This window comes from Sanguibacter gelidistatuariae, assembly GCF_900096585.1.
Taxonomy (GTDB): Bacteria; Actinomycetota; Actinomycetes; order Actinomycetales; family Cellulomonadaceae; genus Sanguibacter; species Sanguibacter gelidistatuariae.
This window is the reverse complement of record NZ_FMYH01000010.1, coordinates 13,571-28,325: the sequence shown is the minus strand read 5'-3', so window position 1 is coordinate 28,325 and position 14,755 is coordinate 13,571. Positions and strand designations below refer to the sequence as shown.

Below are 14,755 nucleotides of genomic sequence, written 5' to 3'. Positions count from 1 at the left end.
CGACACGCTTTTTCGTGCACTCAGCGGGTGGGGGCGGGGTGGTGAGTTGGGCGGGGGAGTCGGGTGGCTCGTAGGGCGGCCAGGGCGTCCAGCGTGAGGATGATCAGGGCGACCCAGACGAGGGCGAAGCCGACCCAGCGCAGGGGCGGCATGTGCTCGTGGAAGACCAGCACCCCCACGAGGAACTGCAGGACCGGGGCGATGTACTGGAGCATGCCGACGACGCGTAGCGGCAGGATGCGTGCGGCCGCACCGAAGCACAGCAGCGGCAGCGCCGTCACGATGCCCGACGACGCGAGCAGCAGGGCGTGCCCCGCGCCGTCCTGCAGGAAGGTGCTCGTGCCCTGGGCGGCCAGCCAGACGAGGTAGCCCGCCGCGACCGGGGCGAGCACCGTCGTCTCGACGGCCAGCCCGGGGACGGCCGCGACGTCCCGGCCGACGCGGTTCTTGATCAGGCCGTAGAACCCAAAGGTCAGGGCGAGTCCCAGTGACAACCACGGCACCGCGGCCATGCCTATCGTGATGACGGCGACCGCCGCCAGGCCGAAGCCCAGTGCGACCCACTGGGCAGGACGCAGGCGCTCCTTGAGGACAAGCACGGCGAGCAGGACCGTGACGAAGGGGTTGATGAAGTAGCCGAGCGAGGCGTCGATGACGTGCTCGGACGTCACGGCGTAGACGTAGATGACCCAGTTCGCGGCCACCAGGACCGCGGCGACGGACAGGGCGGCCATGAGCCGGCCCGAGCGCAGGACCGTGGCGTAGGCGCCGAACTGGCGCGTCACGAGCAGGAGGACCAGGCAGAACAGCAGGCTCCACACGATGCGGTGCGCGATGATCTCGAGGGCTCCGGCCGGCTCGAGCAACGGGAAATACAGGGGGAGCGCGCCCCACATGGTGTAGCAGGCGATGCCGAGAGTGAGGCCCCACCGCATCGATCTGGGTGGAGCGGTCGAGGCATGGGAGGACGGGGTGGGGGTGGTCGGCGGCACGAGGCAACCGTACGACGCAGGGGAACCTGTGCTGGCAGACGGATGGGCGAGAGATGCGCGGTCGGCGCCGTCACAGCGCGTCGATTTCCGATCACCCGGTCTGTCTTGTATCGTAGTCTCGCTCCTGCAGATCGGGTTGATGGCTCGCGCCGTCGACGCAGATCTGGGGGAGAAGCTAGGCAGCTTGCCCGAGCGGCCAAAGGGAGCAGACTGTAAATCTGCCGTGTAATGCTACGTGGGTTCGAATCCCTCAGCTGCCACAACGGGGCGCCATCCATCGGATGGCGCCCTTTGTGCTTCCCAGATGCCCAACGTGGCGCACCCCACACCCCGCTGAGTGCGGCCGAACGGCTGCCCAAATCGGACATCGAGCAACCATTCGGCCGCACTCAGCGGGGCGGTTGGTGCGCTCGAGCGCGGGCGGCGGGGCGGCGGCGGGGCGAGGTGGACGGGTGGCCTGTGGGGGGCTCCGGCTCGTGTATCGTTGGCGCGTCGCGGATCGCAGGGCCGAGATCAGCTCCCCCGGGAGCCGATTTCATGAACCAGCCCACATGGATGTATCGTTTTCCGCGCTGCCCCCGTAGCTCAGTGGTAGAGCGCAGTCTTGGTAAGACTGAGGTCATGGGTCCGATTCCCATCGGGGGCTCTGTTGGTGCGACGCCGGTCGGCGTGGGAATATTTACCTCACGCCGGTCGCTGAACATCGATGCGGCGGGGTAGCTCAGTTGGTCAGAGCGCACGGCTCATAATCGTGAGGTCGCGGGTTCGAGCCCCGCCCCCGCTACCAGCACTGGCAACACTGCGTGCGCCGACCGGCGGTGCGCGTCAACGAAGTATGTAGCGCCCCGGCGGCGCGAGAGGTGGCACGACCGTGGCTAAGAGTTCTGACGTTCGCCCGAAGATCACGCTTGCATGTGTTGAGTGCAAGGAGCGCAACTACATCACCAAGAAGAACCGTCGGAACACTCCCGACCGTCTCGAGCTGGCGAAGTACTGCCCGCGCTGTGGCAAGCACAACGCCCACCGCGAGACTCGCTGACCGTCACGGTCAGTCCGCAGCAGCGATGACGTCTTCCTCCGTCAACCTCGACTTCGTCGGGCGCGAGTATCCGGCCAACGCCCCGTACTCGGTTGGTCGGGAGAAGATTCGCGAGTTCGCCGCTGCCACAGGTTCGACCCACCCCGCGCACCACTCTGTGGACACTGCGCGGGGTTTGGGCTATCCGGACCTCATCGCGCCTCCGACCTTCGCGGTCATCGTCGCCCAGCGAACCGAGGCGCAGTACATCGAAGACCCGGCCGCCCGCGTTGACTTCACGCGCGTCGTGCATGCCGACGAGCGCTTCGTCCACCACCGCCCGATCCACGCCGGTGACGAGCTCGTCACCGTGCTCACGGTCGTCTCGATCACCGAGCGCGCCGGTCTGGCCATGGTCACGACCCGCTGCGACATCTACGCCCTGGCCCAGCCCGACGCCGCAGGCAAGCCCGCCACCGGGCAGCCCGACGACGCGCCGGCCACCGAGCTCGTCTCGACGGTCACGTCGACGCTCGCTGTGCGAGGAGAAGGCCTGTGAGCAGCTCAGTCCGTCCCGACATCACGACGCTCTCCGTCGGTGACACGATCGGCTCCCGCAGCGTGGTCGTCGACCGGGCCCGCCTGGTCCGCTATGCCGGTGCGAGCGGCGACTTCAACCCGATCCACTGGAACGACTCCTTCGCCGTGGGCGTCGGTCTGCCCGGCGTGATCGCACACGGCATGTTCACGATGGGCGCCGCGGTGGCCCTCGTCGAGGACTGGGCCGGGGATCCCGGGGCCGTCGTCGACTACCAGGCGCGTTTCACCCGGCCGGTCGCGGTGCCGAACCCGGGCGAGGCGATCGTCGAGGTGTCCGGCGTGATCGGCGTGATCGACCTCGACGCCGCCCGGGTCCGGGTGGACCTCACGGTCACCTTCGAGGGCGCACGCGTCCTCGGCAAGTCCCAGGCCGTCGTCGCGCTCTGAGCGCCACCCGTAGCCCCTCCCTACCCGCAGCGCCTCCGCCGAACTCGTGAGCCGCTCGCCGAGCTCGTGAGCTAGGACGGTTTCTCGCGCGCAGATGCCGGTGGCTCACGAGTTCGGCGGCCCGTCTACGAGTTCGAGGCCGGACCGGGCCGGGCCGGGGTCAGAACTTCTGGGGGGCTGCCGTCGTCGTGCCGACTACGAGCTCGACGTCGAGGATCGTCACGCCGGGCACCTCGCCCGCGAGCAGAGCCGCGACGGCGCGGCCCAGGGCCTCACCCTTCTCGGCGAGCGGCTGCTTGACGGTCGTGAGCACGTCCGCCCCGAGCCACGGCAGGTCGAGCCCGTCGAAGCCCGCGATCGAGACGTCCTCGGGGACCCGCAGACCCAGCTCGCGGGCGCCGAGGATCGCGCCCGCCGCGAGCAGGTCGGACTGGGCGACGATCGCCGTCGGGCGCTGGGACGGGTCGGGGAAGCGCTCGGGGGAGAGGATGGCCAGGGCAGCGGCGTGGCCGTGCTCGACGAGGGATGCCTCGGCCTCCCAGCAGATGACCGGGGTGATCCCGGCATCGGTGAGGCCCTCGAGGCGATGCTTGGTCGGGGTCCAGTCGGCCAGTCCCGTGGCATCGACCTCGCCCGAGCGGCGGGTGAACCCGAAGGGCAGGGTGATGGCACCGAAGCGCTCGTGTCCCAGGCCGAGCAGGTAGCGGCCGAGCTCGGCGGTCCCGGCGCGGTCGGCGATGCCGACCAGCGGGGCTCCCTCGACCGGATGGCCCTCGCCCACGACGACCGGGACGCCGCGGCGTTGCAGCGCGTCCAGCGTGGGGTCGTTGGCGTGCACGCCCCAGATGAGGATGGCGACGTCCATGCCGGCGGTCTCGACGAGCGGAGCGACGACGCGGCGCCCGTCGACCGGCGGTGTGCCGGGGATGAGCAGGATGCCCAGGCCGAGGGCGCCGAGAGTGCTGGCTAGGCCGTCGAGGACCTGGACCGAGACGGGATCGCGGAAGCTGCGACGCAGCTGGTCGCCGATGACCACACCGACGATGCCCGAGCGGCCCGAGCGGAGCTGGCGGCCGAGCGGGTTGGGCCCGCGGTAGCCGAGGTCGGCGGCTGCGGCGAGGACCTTGGCGCGGGTCTTCTCCGCGATGGGTCCGGAAGCCGCGAAGGCGAGCGAGGCTGTGGACAGCGATACTCCAGCAGCTTCCGCGACGCTCGCGAGCGTCGGTCTGTGTGCCGACACGTCAACCTCACATTTTCGTTCCAGATTCTCAATTGACGGACACCGTCAGCGTACCCGACAATTGTTACTCAGCCTCGAAACGATTCGATCCAGTCGTGGGGGCAATCGAATCGATTCGAAGACGAGGAATCCGCATCAAGGCTCTCACCACTCCCGAACAGCAGGTCCACCGCGCGCGGATGTTCCTGCTGAGCTTGTTCCTGCTCCTGGGGATCAACACCTCCAGCTGGCTCGCCCGGCTGCCCACGGTCCGCGAGATGCTCGACCTGAGCACCGCTGACCTCGGCATGGTGCTGCTCGCCGGCGCCTTCGGCTCCCTCGCCGCGGTCACCCTCGCCGGGTCGATCGTCGCCCGCTTCGGCGGCAGACGGGTGCTCGTGGTCGCCGCGATCGGCAGCTTCTTCGCCCTCGCCCTCGAGGGCATCGGCCCCACGGTCGGTTCCACGGCGATCCTCGCCTTCGGTCTTGTGCTCAACGGCATGAGCATCGCGCTGATGAACGTCCCCCAGAACGTGGAGACCGCCGCGGTCGAGCGGCGCATGGGCCGCGCCGTGCTGCCCCAGTTCCACGCCGCCTTCTCGATCGGCGCCGTTCTCGGGTCCCTCATCGGCGCCGCCTGCTCGATGCTCGGCGTCCCCGTCCTCGCGCAGTTCCTCACGATCACCACGATCACCCTCGTCTGGCGCCTGATCGCGATCCCGCACGTCGTCCTGGACACCCACCTGCCCGACGACGTCCGCTGGGACCGCGCGGACACCGCGCGCTCGGCGCGGGTGCGCAAGGCGGAGATCCGCGCCGGCGTCGTCGTCCCCGAGCCGGGGACCAGCGGCCCCCGGGCCGCCATGGGCGCCCGCCGGGCGAGCCTGGGCTCGGCCCTCGGAGCCTGGCGTGAGCCGCGGACGTTGTTCATCGGCGTCGTCATCATGGCCGCGTCGTTGTCGGAGGGCTCGGCCAACAACTGGCTGCCCATCGCGGTGGTCGACGGCTTCGCCGAGACCGAGGCCATCGGCGCCTTCGTCTTCGGTGCCTTCGTCACCGCCATGACCATCGTCCGGATGTTCGGCACCCGCCTCATCGACAGCTACGGTCGGGTGGTCACGCTGCGCCTGTCCGGCGCGGTGGCGATCGTCGGGCTGCTGCTCTTCGGCTTCGCGCCCAACCTCCTCGTGGCGGGTGCCGGCGTCGTGCTCTGGGGCATGGGCGCGGCCCTCGCGGTCCCGCTCGGGATCGCCGCGGCCTCCGACGACCCGCTCAAGGCCGCCGCGCGGGTGTCTGTCGTCTCGGCCTTCGCGTCGATGTCCTCCCTCGCAGCGCCCCCGCTGCTCGGCCTTGCCGCCGAGGCGATCGGCGCGCGGCACGCCCTGACGCTCATCGTCGTAGCGCTCGTGGCGAGCGTGCTGCTGTCCAAGCACGTGGCGAAGGTGCTCCCCGAGGCTGCGACGGTCACGGCGCCGGCACTGCCTGACGCTGCGGAACCGGTCGCAGCCGCGTCCGCACCCGCGATGCCTGCCACGGTGGGCGAAGCCCGTCCGATCGTCCGGACCGAGCACACGCCCGCCCAGCGCGCCGCCGACCAGAAGGTTCCACAGGAGCGAGTCGACGCATGAGCAGACCGAATGAGGCCACCGTCGTGAGCGCTGCGGCGAGGGCGGTCTATGCGATCTTCTTCCTCGCCGGCTTCAACTTCGCCAACTGGGCCTCGCGGATCCCGCTCGTACGGGACCTGCTGGGTTACAGCCCCGCGCAGATGGGCCGCGTCGTCCTCATCGCGGCCATCGGGTCGATCCTCGCGCTCCCGCTCTCGGGCTGGATCGTCCAGCGCATCGGCGCGCGTCTGGCCATCGGGGTCTTCGCCGCGATCAACGTCGCCGGCTTTGTCATCGCGGCCTGGGGTGTGACCCACGGCGCGGTGCCGCTGGCCCTCGCGGGTCTGTTCTTGTCCGGCGTCGGGATGGGCGTGTGGGACGCGGCGATGAACCTTGAGGGCGCGGCCGTCGAGCAGCGCCTGGGCCGGGCGATCATGCCCCGCTTTCACGCGAGCTTCTCCTTCGGCACGATGGCCGGCGCCGGAATGGGCGCACTTGCCTCCTGGCTCAATGTGCCGCTGGACCTACATGTCACGCTCGCAGTCCTGGTGTCCCTCGCCCTCGTGCTGGTCAGCGTCCGCTTCTTGTTGCCCGCCGCCGAAGCCCCCGCGTCCGGCGCACCGGGCGTTGTCGGGCACGTGTTCGACGACGCGGACCCTGCGGTCGGGGTGACACCGACCAAGCACAACCCCTTCGGCGCCTGGCTCGAGCGGCGCACGCTGCTGATCGGCCTCGTCGTGCTGGCTGCGGCTCTCACCGAGGGCGCCGCCAACGACTGGCTGAGCCTCTCCGTCGTCGACGGTTTCGACGGCTACGAGGACAAGTACGCCGTCGGCGCGATGGTGCTCTTCGTGTTCCTCGCTGCGATGACCGGCATGCGGCTGCTGGGCACCGCTCTGCTCGACAAGCACGGTCGGGTGTTTGTGCTGCGGCTGTCCGCCGTCCTGGCGCTCGTCGGGCTGGGAGTCTTTGCGCTCTCCCCGTGGCTGCCGTTGGCCGTGGTGGGCGTGATCGCCTGGGGGATGGGCGCCGCCCTGGGCTTCCCGGTCGGCATGAGCGCCGCGAGCGACGATCCCGCCCGTGCCGCGGGGCGGCTGAGCGTCGTGTCCACGATCGGCTACACGGCATTCTTCGCCGGCCCGCCGGTCCTGGGGTGGCTGGCCGACCATATCGGCTACCGCCACGCCCTCCTGACGATCGCTGTCCCCGTGCTGCTCGGTCTGCTGGTGTCCTCGGTCGCGGCCTCTCCCGAGGAGCGGGAGCGACGGGCGCTGGGTCGAACTAGTCTGGTGAAGTGACCGTCGATCTCCCCTCCCTGACCGAACCCACCTTCGCCGACCTCACCACGCTGCGCGTGGGAGGAGTCATCGACTCCTACGTGACGGCGTCGACCGAGGCCGAGCTCATCGACGCCATCCGCGCGGTCGACGACGCCGGCACACCCCTGCTCGTCATCGGCGGCGGGTCCAACCTGCTCGTGGCGGACGAGGGATTCTCCGGCGTGGTCCTGCGCGACTCCCGCAGCGGCATCACGGTCGAGAGCGCCGACTCCTGCGGCGGCGCGACCGTGACCGTCCCCGCCGGCCATACCTGGGACGACGTCGTCGCCGAGGCGGTCGCGAAGGAGTGGGTGGGGATCGAGGCGCTCTCCGGCATCCCCGGGACCGTCGGAGCGGCGCCTGTGCAGAACATCGGTGCCTACGGCCAGGAGCTCTCCGGAACCGTGGCGAACGTGCGGGTCTGGGACCGCGGGCAGGGTCGGGTGCGCACCCTGGCCCTGACCGAGCTCGGCTTCGGCTACCGCACGTCCATGCTCAAGCGCTCGACCCAGCTGGTGCCGACGGATGTGTCCCCGTCCACCCCGGTCGACCCGCTCGCCCCGTGGTACCCGAGCCCGCGGTACGTCGTCCTCGACGTGAGCTTCCAGTTCCGCCTCGGCTCTCTCTCGACCCCGATCGCCTACCCCGAGCTTGCTCGCCGCCTCGATGTGGCAGTCGGCGCCCGCGCGGAGTCCAGCGCCGTCCGCGAGGCCGTCCTAGAGCTGCGCGGGAACAAAGGCATGCTGCTCGACGCCGATCCCGAGGCCCCCGACCACGACCGCTGGAGCGCCGGGTCCTTCTTCACCAACCCGATCCTGCCGGCCGACCTCGTGGCGGACCTGCCCGAGGGGGCGCCGGTCTTCCCGGTCCGCTCGGCGACCCCGATGACCACGACCGGCCCGAGCCTGGGCACGATCGACGAGTCCGTGGTCAAGACGTCCGCGGCCTGGCTGATCGAGCACGCCGGCTTCACCCGCGGGTACGGGGTGGACGGGCCGAACAGTCCTGCCACCCTCTCGACCAAGCACACCCTCGCGATCACGAACCGCGGGTCGGCAACCGCGGCCGACATCGTCCGCCTCGCCCGCACCGTGCGCGACGGCGTCGCGGCGACCTTCGGCATCGAGCTGGACGCCGAGCCCGTGCTGGTGGGGCTGACGCTCTAGCGCGGCCTCAGCCGCGGCGAGCCAGCCGGATGTGGGTGACCGCGGAGGAGGCGACCATCTCCACGCAGGCGAAGTCCTCGGCGCCCGCGCCGAGGTCGCCGAAGAGCCGCTCGCCCGCGCCGAGCAGGAGGGGCACGAGGGCCACGTGGATCTCGTCGACGAGCCCCGCGGCCAGGAACTGCTGAATCGTCGACGCACCGCCGCCCAGGCGCACGTCGAGGTCCCCGGCGGCGTCGCTGGCCTCGGCGTAGGCGTCGTCCACGCCGTCGTAGACGAAGTGGAAGGTCGTGCCGCCCGCCATCGTCAGCGGCGGGCGCGGGTGATGGGTGAGCACAAACACCGGGTGGTGGTACGGCGGGTCCTCGCCCCACCAGCCGGTCCAGGCCTCGCCGCCGTGGGTGTCCGCCCACGACTCCCAGTCACCGCGGACCGGGCCGAACATGTTCCGACCGATGATCGTGGCGCCGATGCCGGCCTCCCCACGCGCCACGAAGGCGTCGTCGACACCCGTCGTCCCGCCGTCGAGCCCCTGCTCGGCCCGGAAGGTGCGGGTGGCGAAGATCCACTCGTGCAGGCGCTGCGCGCCCACGCCCAGGGGATCATCGAGGCTCTGATCCGGTCCGGCCATGAAGCCGTCGAGGGACATCGAGACGTTGTGCACGCGGAGCTGGGACATGGTGGGTACCTGGTGATCGCGATCGGGATGGTTTCCCCATCGTGGCCGCCCTCTCACCGGGACGCCACCGGCGGCCGGTGGTTGACTGAGGCTCATGACGGACGCGTGGCACCCAGATGTGCTCGGTGGGGACTGGGTGGCCCGGACCATGCCGCTGCGACCCAACGCCGAGGGTGAGGTCGTCGCGACGCTCGTGACCCGGCGAGCGACGCTCGACGGCGCCCCGGCCATCGCCGGCCCTGCCCCCGGCGCTCCGACCCCGCGCGCGGCGGTCCTCTACGTGCACGGCTTCGTCGACTACTTCTTCCAGACGCACCTGGCCCGCCAGTTCGCCGATCACGGCATCGACTTCTTCGCGATCGACCTGCACGGCTACGGGCGCTCGCTGCTGCCCCACCAGAGGCCGAACTTCTGCATGGACCTGCGCGAGTACGGCGAGGAGCTGGCTGCAGCGACGTGGGTCGTCCGCGGTGAGCTCGGCTACGACCGGCTTGTCCTCATGGGGCACTCGACCGGAGGGCTGATCGCGTCGCTGTGGGCGCACAGCGCGACGGGGCGGGAGACGGTGGACGCGCTCGTGCTCAACAGCCCGTTCCTCGACCTCAACCGGCCGTTCTTCGACCGGGTGATCGGCACGGCGGTGCTCGACGTGGTCGGGGGCCGGGCGCGCTACGTCGTCGTGCAGCATGCGCCGTCGGAGTACTCGCGGTCGCTGCACCGCGAGGCGGGCGGGGAGTGGGAGTACGACCGGCGGCTCAAACCGCCCGAGGGCTTTGCGGTGCTCGCGGGCTGGCTCCGGGCGATCCGTGCGGGGCAGGCCCGCCTGGCCCGCGGTCTTGACCTTGCCTGCCCGGTGCTCGTGTGCACGTCCACCCGCAGTGGGGCCAACCGCGCCGACAACCGCGATCTGCACCGCGTCGACGTGATCCTCGACGTCGACCAGATCGCCCGCCGCGCCCCCGCGCTGGGCACGGACGTGACGGTCGTGCAGATCGACGGCGGCATCCACGACCTCGCCCTGTCCCCGGAACCGGCCCGCACCGCGTTCTTCGCTGCGGTCTTCGGGTGGCTCGAGGGCGTCCTGGGTGGAGTGAGGGCCCCGACGCAGGTCAGGCGGTCGGCGGCGGGCTGAGCAGGGCGCCGCGCACGGCGTCGAGGATCGAGTCGTCGGACAGCCCGGTGGCGCGCACCTGGTCGACGAAGGCCCGCGCGGCCTGCTGGACGAGCACGTCCGCGGCCACGGCACCGTCCGCGATCACCGTCCCTGCCCGACGCCGCGTGGTCACCACCCCGGCGAGCTCAAGCTCGCGGTAGGCGCGCGCCACAGTGCCCGCGGCCAGGCCGAGGTCGGTCGCGAGCGCGCGGATCGGTGGCAACCGGTCGCCCGCCTTGAGGCTCTCCGCCGAGACATGCCCCATGATCTGCGCGCGGATCTGCTCGTAGGGCGGGACACCAGAGTCGAGGTCGATCGCGATCTGCAGGTCGCTCGTCACGGCATGGTCCATCGGATGCGGCGCACGGCGTCCGTCGCGGAGGCTGTTGCGCGTGAGGTGCGTCCAGCGTCGGGACCCGCGCCCGGCGTCGTGCCTGGGCGTTCGGCCGTGACAGGCACCAGGGAGCCGGGCAGGGCGACTGCGGTCGCGGCGGCGCCGATCGACGCGAGCGCCCCGAGGAGGAAGGCCACGGCGACGACGATCGGCCCCTCCCGCAGGAACGGCAGCGCCAGGAGGCCGTAGACCGGGGCGGCGGTCGCGCCGAGGGTGAGCGTCGCCCCGCGGAGTGCGCGCTGCGCGCTCAGCCGACGCAGTGCCAGGTCCCATGACAGGGACGCGTCCGAGATCGCCGGGCGCCGGGCGATGAGGATCAGGCAGGCGAGGCCAGCCACGATGATCGCGGCGGCTGCGATGAGCAGCGGCAGGGCGTAGAACCACCCCGGGTAGGGGCCCGAGGCCCAGCTGGTCTTGGAGCCGTCGGCCAGGACCTCGGATCGCCCGTAGCTGCGCCCGTCCGGGAAGGCGGTGAACCCGCCGACCAGCAGGGCGACGACCAGGAGTGCGGACGTGATGGCGAGGAGGATCACGGCCGGCCGGGGCGTCACGTCCCGGACGGACCGGTGGGTCAGCGTCGCGGTGCGGACCGAGCCGGTCGGACGGGGCCAGGTGATCTCCCCGAAGGCGGAGACGGCCAGGAAGGCCAGACCGCCCGCGGCCAGGACCAAACCGGTGACTCGTCCGGTCTCGAGCCCGCCAGCCGCTTCCGAGGCCGTCGCCATGGCGACGGCTGCCACGAGGAGGGCGCACCAGGCGGCGACGTGGATCCGGAGAGCGTGGCTGCGGGCTGCAGCCGCGGCGGCCGAGGGTTGGCGGTCCCCGGACCCGCGGGCGGAGCGGGCGGAGGTCGCCTTGACGATTGCCACGGCGACCAGCACCAGCCCGATGATCATGACCGCCAGGTACAGGTAGATCCACATGAATGGCCGCATCGCAACGCTCCTGACGTCGATACTGAAGTCTAATGAATCAATCCATTAATACAATGACAGGAGCTGGACGCGCCTGTCAACACGTCCCGGCTGGCGGCTGGCGCCGGGCGCCGGGAGCCGGGCTGCGGGGGGCCCGGGTCTGGGACGGGGTGCTGGACCTGGGGCTGCTGGCCCGCGTCGGCGGGGGTTATGTGCAAGATCACCAGGGGAGAGGTCCCCATCCGAAGCCTCTTTAGTGGGAATTGTCGGAGTGCCGCACCGTAGGGTCGTCAACCATGACGTCGAACGCTCACCAAGCCCCCACGCCGCTCCCGGCGGTGCTTCACGAGACGACCCCTGAGACGACACCAGGGACGGATGCTGACATGCCCCTGCCGCAGGCTGAGTTCATGGCCCCCCGGGACCCGGGTGTGCTCGTCCGCCCCGGCGAAGCGTTCGGACCGCTTCCGCTGCTCGACGGTGTTGTCGCTGTCACCATCCGGACGGCGGTCGGTGAGCTCACCGGGCTGCATGCCGAGCCCACGGCCGCCGCGCGCGGCACGGTTCTCCTCGTCCCCGGCTTCACCGGCTCGAAGGAGGACTTCGGTCCGCTCCTGCCGCTGCTCGCGGCGCACGGCTGGGACACCTGGGCATACAGCCAGCGGGGCCAGGCCGACTCGGCCGCACCCGAGGGCCTTGATGCCTACCGGCTCGAGGACTTCGCGGCCGACGCCTGCGAGGTCGCCGACATCATCGGGGTGGGTGCCCCGGTGCACCTCCTCGGCCACAGCTTCGGCGGCCTGGTGGCGAGGGCCGCCGCGCTGCGGGCACCGGAGGCGTTCCTCGACGTCGTGCTGCTGTGCTCCGGCCCGCGCGGATTCGGCTCGAGCAAGGATGACCTGCGCTCGATCGTCGATGCGAGCGGCTCGCTCGGGCTGTGGGCGAACGGGAACCCCGCACTGGCTCAGGTGCCCACCGCCGAGCTCGAGCCGGCCGACGCCTTCCTCAAGGTTCGCGCCGCGGCGACCTCGCCGGACAACCTCCGCGGGATCATGGACGTGCTGTGGGACACGGTCGACCGCACGGCGGACCTGCGCGACACGGGGCTGCCCGTGCTCGTCGCGCACGGTGCGACGGACGACGCCTGGCCGCAGGCATGGCAGAAGGAGATGGCCGACGTGCTCGCCGGCCCGTACCGGATCATCCCCGACGCCGGGCACTGCCCCGCAGAGGAGAACCCCACGGCGACCGCGGACCTGCTGCACGCCTACTGGGACCTGCAGCTCGAGGCCTGAGCCGGCAGCCAGTCCTTCACTCGGCAGCCGGTGGCCGATCCTGGCCTCGGGGCGCGCCACGTTTGGGCGGGCGGATCGAGGGGACGTCGCCCACGATCGGCACGGGCCTGCGGTGGAAGCCGATCGAGTACCGCGAGAGCAGCCCAGCGATCGTGGTGAAGCGGTTGCGTGACCCAAGCAGCCCGGCGATGTGCACGAACAGCCACACCCACCACGCCACCTTGCCTCGCAGCCGGATCTTGCCGGCGATGTCTCCCACGGCCGCGCTGCGGCCGATCACAGCCAGGGTGCCCTTGTCGATGTAGCGCAGGGGCGTCGTCGGGCGTCCGGCGAGGAGGTTGCGGATCTGCTTGCCCGCGTGGCGGCCGCCCTGGATCGCGGGCTGGGCGAGCTGGGGCAGGTCGAAGGGGGTCGCGGCGATGTCACCTGCGGCAAATACCCCCGGCAGTCCTTCGACCTGGAGGTCGGGCCCGGTCGTGACCCGGCCGTGCGCGCCGATCGGCAGGTTCCACTCCCCGACCTCGGGGTGCGGGGCGACGCCCGTCGCCCAGATCGTCAGGTCGGAGCGGATGCGGGTGCCGTCGGTGAGCTTGACGGCGTCGGGCAGGACGGACGCGACGCCCGCGCCGAGGTGCAGGTCCACGTTGCGCTTGGCGAGCTGCTTCGCCGCGTAGACGCGCAGCGAGACCGGGAACGCCTTGAGCACCTCGCCGCCGCGCTGGACGATGCTCACGTTGAACGCGTCGCCACGGATCTCGGGGTAGGCCGGGCGCAGCCCCTGGTCGCGCAGCTCGGCCAGCGCCCCGGCGATCTCGACCCCGGTCGCCCCACCGCCGACCACCACGATGTGCAGGCCGTCGTGGGTTCCGGGGGAGGCAGCCGCGTGCTCGAGCCGCACGAAGAGCGTGTCGCGGATGGCGAGGGCCTGGGACCGGGAGTAGACGGCGAAGGCGTGCTCCTTCGCCCCGGGCGTGCCGAAGTAGTTGGTCGTGACACCGTTGGCCAGGACGAGGTAGTCGTAGCCGATCTCGACGTCGTCGAGCAGCCGGATGGTCTTGGTCTCGGTGTTGATGCCCACCAGGTGCTCATGGACCACCCGGAGATTCTTCTGCCGCAGCCGCAGGCTCCGCAAGAAGTACGTGACGTCGCCCGCGTTCAGTCCGCCCGTGGCCACCTGGTAGAGCAGCGGTTGGAAGGTCTTGTAGACGCGCCGGTCCACGAGCGTGATCTTCACGGGAGCGCCCGCAAGGGCTTTGACCGCGGCGACCCCGGCGAAGCCGCCGCCGATGACGACGACGTGCGGGAGGGGCGTCGTGCCTCCTGGGGTGGCCGGCTTCACAGGCCCCACGACCGGAGATTCCATCCGTCGAGGATGCGTTGATCGTGCTCGGTGCCGAGGAGGCAGGTGGCCGCGGTGCCCAGCACCAACCGTGCGCCGTAGGTGGGGTTGAGGCCGAGCCAGAGCGCACCGAGCACCCGGAGCAGGTGCCCGTGCGCCACGAGCAGCACGTCCCCGCCGCCGTCGAGGACTTCGGCGACATCGTCGATGACGCGTGTGGCCCGCGTGGCCACGTCGGCAAGCGTCTCGCCCGGGGAGGTGGGTGAGGTCGACGAGGTGGGCGGCGCGGGGGCACCCGCGCGTGGGGACGCGCCGTCGCGCACCCCGTCCCGGAAGATCTGCCAGTCGTGCCCGACGTCGTCGCTCACCTCGAGCGAGGTGCGCCCCTCGACCTGGCCGTAGTCCCACTCCATGAGATTCGCGTCGAGCTGGGCACCGGGGAACCCGGCGAGCTCGGCGGTGCGCTGGGCCCGCACGAGCGGGCTCGTGCGGATCTGCGCGAAGGGGCGTCCGCGCAGGGACGTGTGCCGAGTGATGAACCGGCCCGCAGCGACGGCCTGCGCCTCGCCGTCGCTCGTGAGCGACAGGTCCGTGCGTCCGGTGTGCTGCCCGCTGCGGCTCCATTCCGTCTCGCCATGGCGCAGCAGTACAAGCTGTGGGGTCAGAGTTGCCATTT

15 protein-coding genes and 3 tRNA genes are annotated in these 14,755 nt (G+C 71.1%); 11 read left to right on the top strand and 7 right to left on the bottom strand.

Annotated features, from left to right (window positions below):
- Positions 1-20 precede the first annotated feature (20 nt).
- Positions 21-935 carry an EamA family transporter RarD gene (gene rarD / locus BLQ50_RS16950; protein WP_093186304.1) on the bottom strand — a complete coding sequence of 305 codons (915 nt, stop codon included), beginning with the start codon at positions 933-935 and terminating at the stop codon, positions 21-23.
- A gap of 235 nt (positions 936-1,170) precedes the next feature.
- Between rarD and BLQ50_RS16945 the strand changes: the two genes are divergently transcribed.
- The 6 genes from BLQ50_RS16945 (at position 1,171) to BLQ50_RS16920 (ending at position 2,997) form a co-directional block, all read left to right on the top strand.
- Positions 1,171-1,252: transfer RNA gene (locus BLQ50_RS16945), tRNA-Tyr, on the top strand.
- 314 nt (positions 1,253-1,566) lie between these two features.
- Positions 1,567-1,638 (top strand) — tRNA-Thr (locus BLQ50_RS16940).
- A 64-nt stretch (positions 1,639-1,702) separates the two neighbouring features.
- Positions 1,703-1,779 (top strand) — tRNA-Met (locus BLQ50_RS16935).
- A gap of 84 nt (positions 1,780-1,863) precedes the next feature.
- A complete protein-coding gene (rpmG, locus tag BLQ50_RS16930; protein ID WP_093186302.1) occupies positions 1,864-2,031 on the top strand; it encodes a 50S ribosomal protein L33 in 168 nt (55 codons plus the stop codon).
- A 25-nt stretch (positions 2,032-2,056) separates the two neighbouring features.
- A complete protein-coding gene (locus BLQ50_RS16925; RefSeq protein ID WP_093186299.1) occupies positions 2,057-2,569 on the top strand; it encodes an FAS1-like dehydratase domain-containing protein in 513 nt (170 codons plus the stop codon).
- A complete protein-coding gene (locus BLQ50_RS16920) occupies positions 2,566-2,997 on the top strand; it encodes a MaoC family dehydratase (protein ID WP_093186296.1) in 432 nt (143 codons plus the stop codon). Before BLQ50_RS16925 ends, BLQ50_RS16920 begins: the two co-directional genes overlap by 4 nt.
- Positions 2,998-3,157: 160 nt before the next feature.
- Here the strand turns inward: BLQ50_RS16920 and BLQ50_RS16915 are convergent, their stop codons facing one another.
- Positions 3,158-4,237, bottom strand: a complete 1,080-nt coding sequence (locus tag BLQ50_RS16915; RefSeq protein ID WP_093186294.1) for a LacI family DNA-binding transcriptional regulator — start codon at positions 4,235-4,237, stop codon at positions 3,158-3,160.
- 179 nt (positions 4,238-4,416) lie between these two features.
- Between BLQ50_RS16915 and BLQ50_RS16910 the strand changes: the two genes are divergently transcribed.
- From BLQ50_RS16910 to BLQ50_RS16900, 3 genes are read left to right on the top strand one after another with little or no spacing between them, the layout of a single operon-like run.
- Entirely contained in the window at positions 4,417-5,844 is a 1,428-nt protein-coding gene (locus BLQ50_RS16910) for an MFS transporter (protein WP_175559180.1), read from the top strand.
- Entirely contained in the window at positions 5,841-7,121 is a 1,281-nt protein-coding gene (locus tag BLQ50_RS16905; RefSeq protein WP_093186291.1) for an MFS transporter, read from the top strand. Before BLQ50_RS16910 ends, BLQ50_RS16905 begins: the two co-directional genes overlap by 4 nt.
- Positions 7,118-8,308 (top strand): UDP-N-acetylmuramate dehydrogenase, encoded by a 1,191-nt coding sequence (locus BLQ50_RS16900; protein WP_093186289.1) that lies wholly within the window; start codon positions 7,118-7,120, stop codon positions 8,306-8,308. The genes BLQ50_RS16905 and BLQ50_RS16900 overlap by 4 nt, the downstream gene beginning before the upstream one ends.
- Before the next feature lie 7 nt (positions 8,309-8,315).
- Here BLQ50_RS16900 and BLQ50_RS16895 read toward each other — a convergent pair whose 3' ends face one another.
- Positions 8,316-8,984 (bottom strand): dihydrofolate reductase family protein, encoded by a 669-nt coding sequence (locus tag BLQ50_RS16895; protein ID WP_093186286.1) that lies wholly within the window; start codon positions 8,982-8,984, stop codon positions 8,316-8,318.
- Positions 8,985-9,078: 94 nt separating this feature from the next.
- On the opposite strand from BLQ50_RS16895, the gene BLQ50_RS16890 reads away from it, so the two are divergent.
- Entirely contained in the window at positions 9,079-10,116 is a 1,038-nt protein-coding gene (locus BLQ50_RS16890; RefSeq protein WP_093186284.1) for an alpha/beta hydrolase, read from the top strand.
- Here BLQ50_RS16890 and BLQ50_RS16885 read toward each other — a convergent pair.
- Together BLQ50_RS16885 and BLQ50_RS16880 are read right to left on the bottom strand one after the other, a co-directional pair.
- Complete coding sequence (locus tag BLQ50_RS16885) at positions 10,094-10,477, bottom strand: GntR family transcriptional regulator (protein ID WP_245701334.1); 384 nt, start codon at positions 10,475-10,477, stop codon at positions 10,094-10,096. The genes BLQ50_RS16890 and BLQ50_RS16885 overlap by 23 nt on opposite strands.
- Complete coding sequence (locus BLQ50_RS16880) at positions 10,474-11,466, bottom strand: hypothetical protein (protein ID WP_093186278.1); 993 nt, start codon at positions 11,464-11,466, stop codon at positions 10,474-10,476. Before BLQ50_RS16880 ends, BLQ50_RS16885 begins: the two co-directional genes overlap by 4 nt.
- A 365-nt stretch (positions 11,467-11,831) precedes the next feature.
- On the opposite strand from BLQ50_RS16880, the gene BLQ50_RS16875 reads away from it, so the two are divergent.
- Positions 11,832-12,740, top strand: a complete 909-nt coding sequence (locus BLQ50_RS16875; protein ID WP_217629199.1) for an alpha/beta fold hydrolase — start codon at positions 11,832-11,834, stop codon at positions 12,738-12,740.
- A 16-nt stretch (positions 12,741-12,756) separates the two neighbouring features.
- On the opposite strand, the gene BLQ50_RS16870 is transcribed toward BLQ50_RS16875, so the two are convergent.
- Both BLQ50_RS16870 and BLQ50_RS16865 read right to left on the bottom strand, forming a co-directional pair.
- On the bottom strand, positions 12,757-14,103 hold the full coding sequence (locus BLQ50_RS16870) for an NAD(P)/FAD-dependent oxidoreductase (RefSeq protein ID WP_093186275.1): 1,347 nt from the start codon (positions 14,101-14,103) through the stop codon (positions 12,757-12,759).
- A complete protein-coding gene (locus tag BLQ50_RS16865; RefSeq protein ID WP_093186273.1) occupies positions 14,076-14,753 on the bottom strand; it encodes a histidine phosphatase family protein in 678 nt (225 codons plus the stop codon). Before BLQ50_RS16865 ends, BLQ50_RS16870 begins: the two co-directional genes overlap by 28 nt.
- Positions 14,754-14,755: the final 2 nt, after the last annotated feature.

Coding starts and splice junctions, on each gene's coding strand:
- BLQ50_RS16895 (WP_093186286.1), bottom strand. CDS start 8,984: ATGTCCCAGCTCCGCGTGCACAACGTCTCGATGTCCCTCGACGGCTTC.
- BLQ50_RS16880 (WP_093186278.1), bottom strand. CDS start 11,466: ATGCGGCCATTCATGTGGATCTACCTGTACCTGGCGGTCATGATCATC.
- BLQ50_RS16925 (WP_093186299.1), top strand. CDS start 2,057: ATGACGTCTTCCTCCGTCAACCTCGACTTCGTCGGGCGCGAGTATCCG.
- BLQ50_RS16910 (WP_175559180.1), top strand. CDS start 4,417: ATGTTCCTGCTGAGCTTGTTCCTGCTCCTGGGGATCAACACCTCCAGC.
- BLQ50_RS16865 (WP_093186273.1), bottom strand. CDS start 14,753: ATGGCAACTCTGACCCCACAGCTTGTACTGCTGCGCCATGGCGAGACG.
- BLQ50_RS16875 (WP_217629199.1), top strand. CDS start 11,832: ATGCCCCTGCCGCAGGCTGAGTTCATGGCCCCCCGGGACCCGGGTGTG.
- rarD (WP_093186304.1), bottom strand. CDS start 935: ATGCGGTGGGGCCTCACTCTCGGCATCGCCTGCTACACCATGTGGGGC.
- BLQ50_RS16890 (WP_093186284.1), top strand. CDS start 9,079: ATGACGGACGCGTGGCACCCAGATGTGCTCGGTGGGGACTGGGTGGCC.
- BLQ50_RS16905 (WP_093186291.1), top strand. CDS start 5,841: ATGAGCAGACCGAATGAGGCCACCGTCGTGAGCGCTGCGGCGAGGGCG.
- BLQ50_RS16870 (WP_093186275.1), bottom strand. CDS start 14,103: ATGGAATCTCCGGTCGTGGGGCCTGTGAAGCCGGCCACCCCAGGAGGC.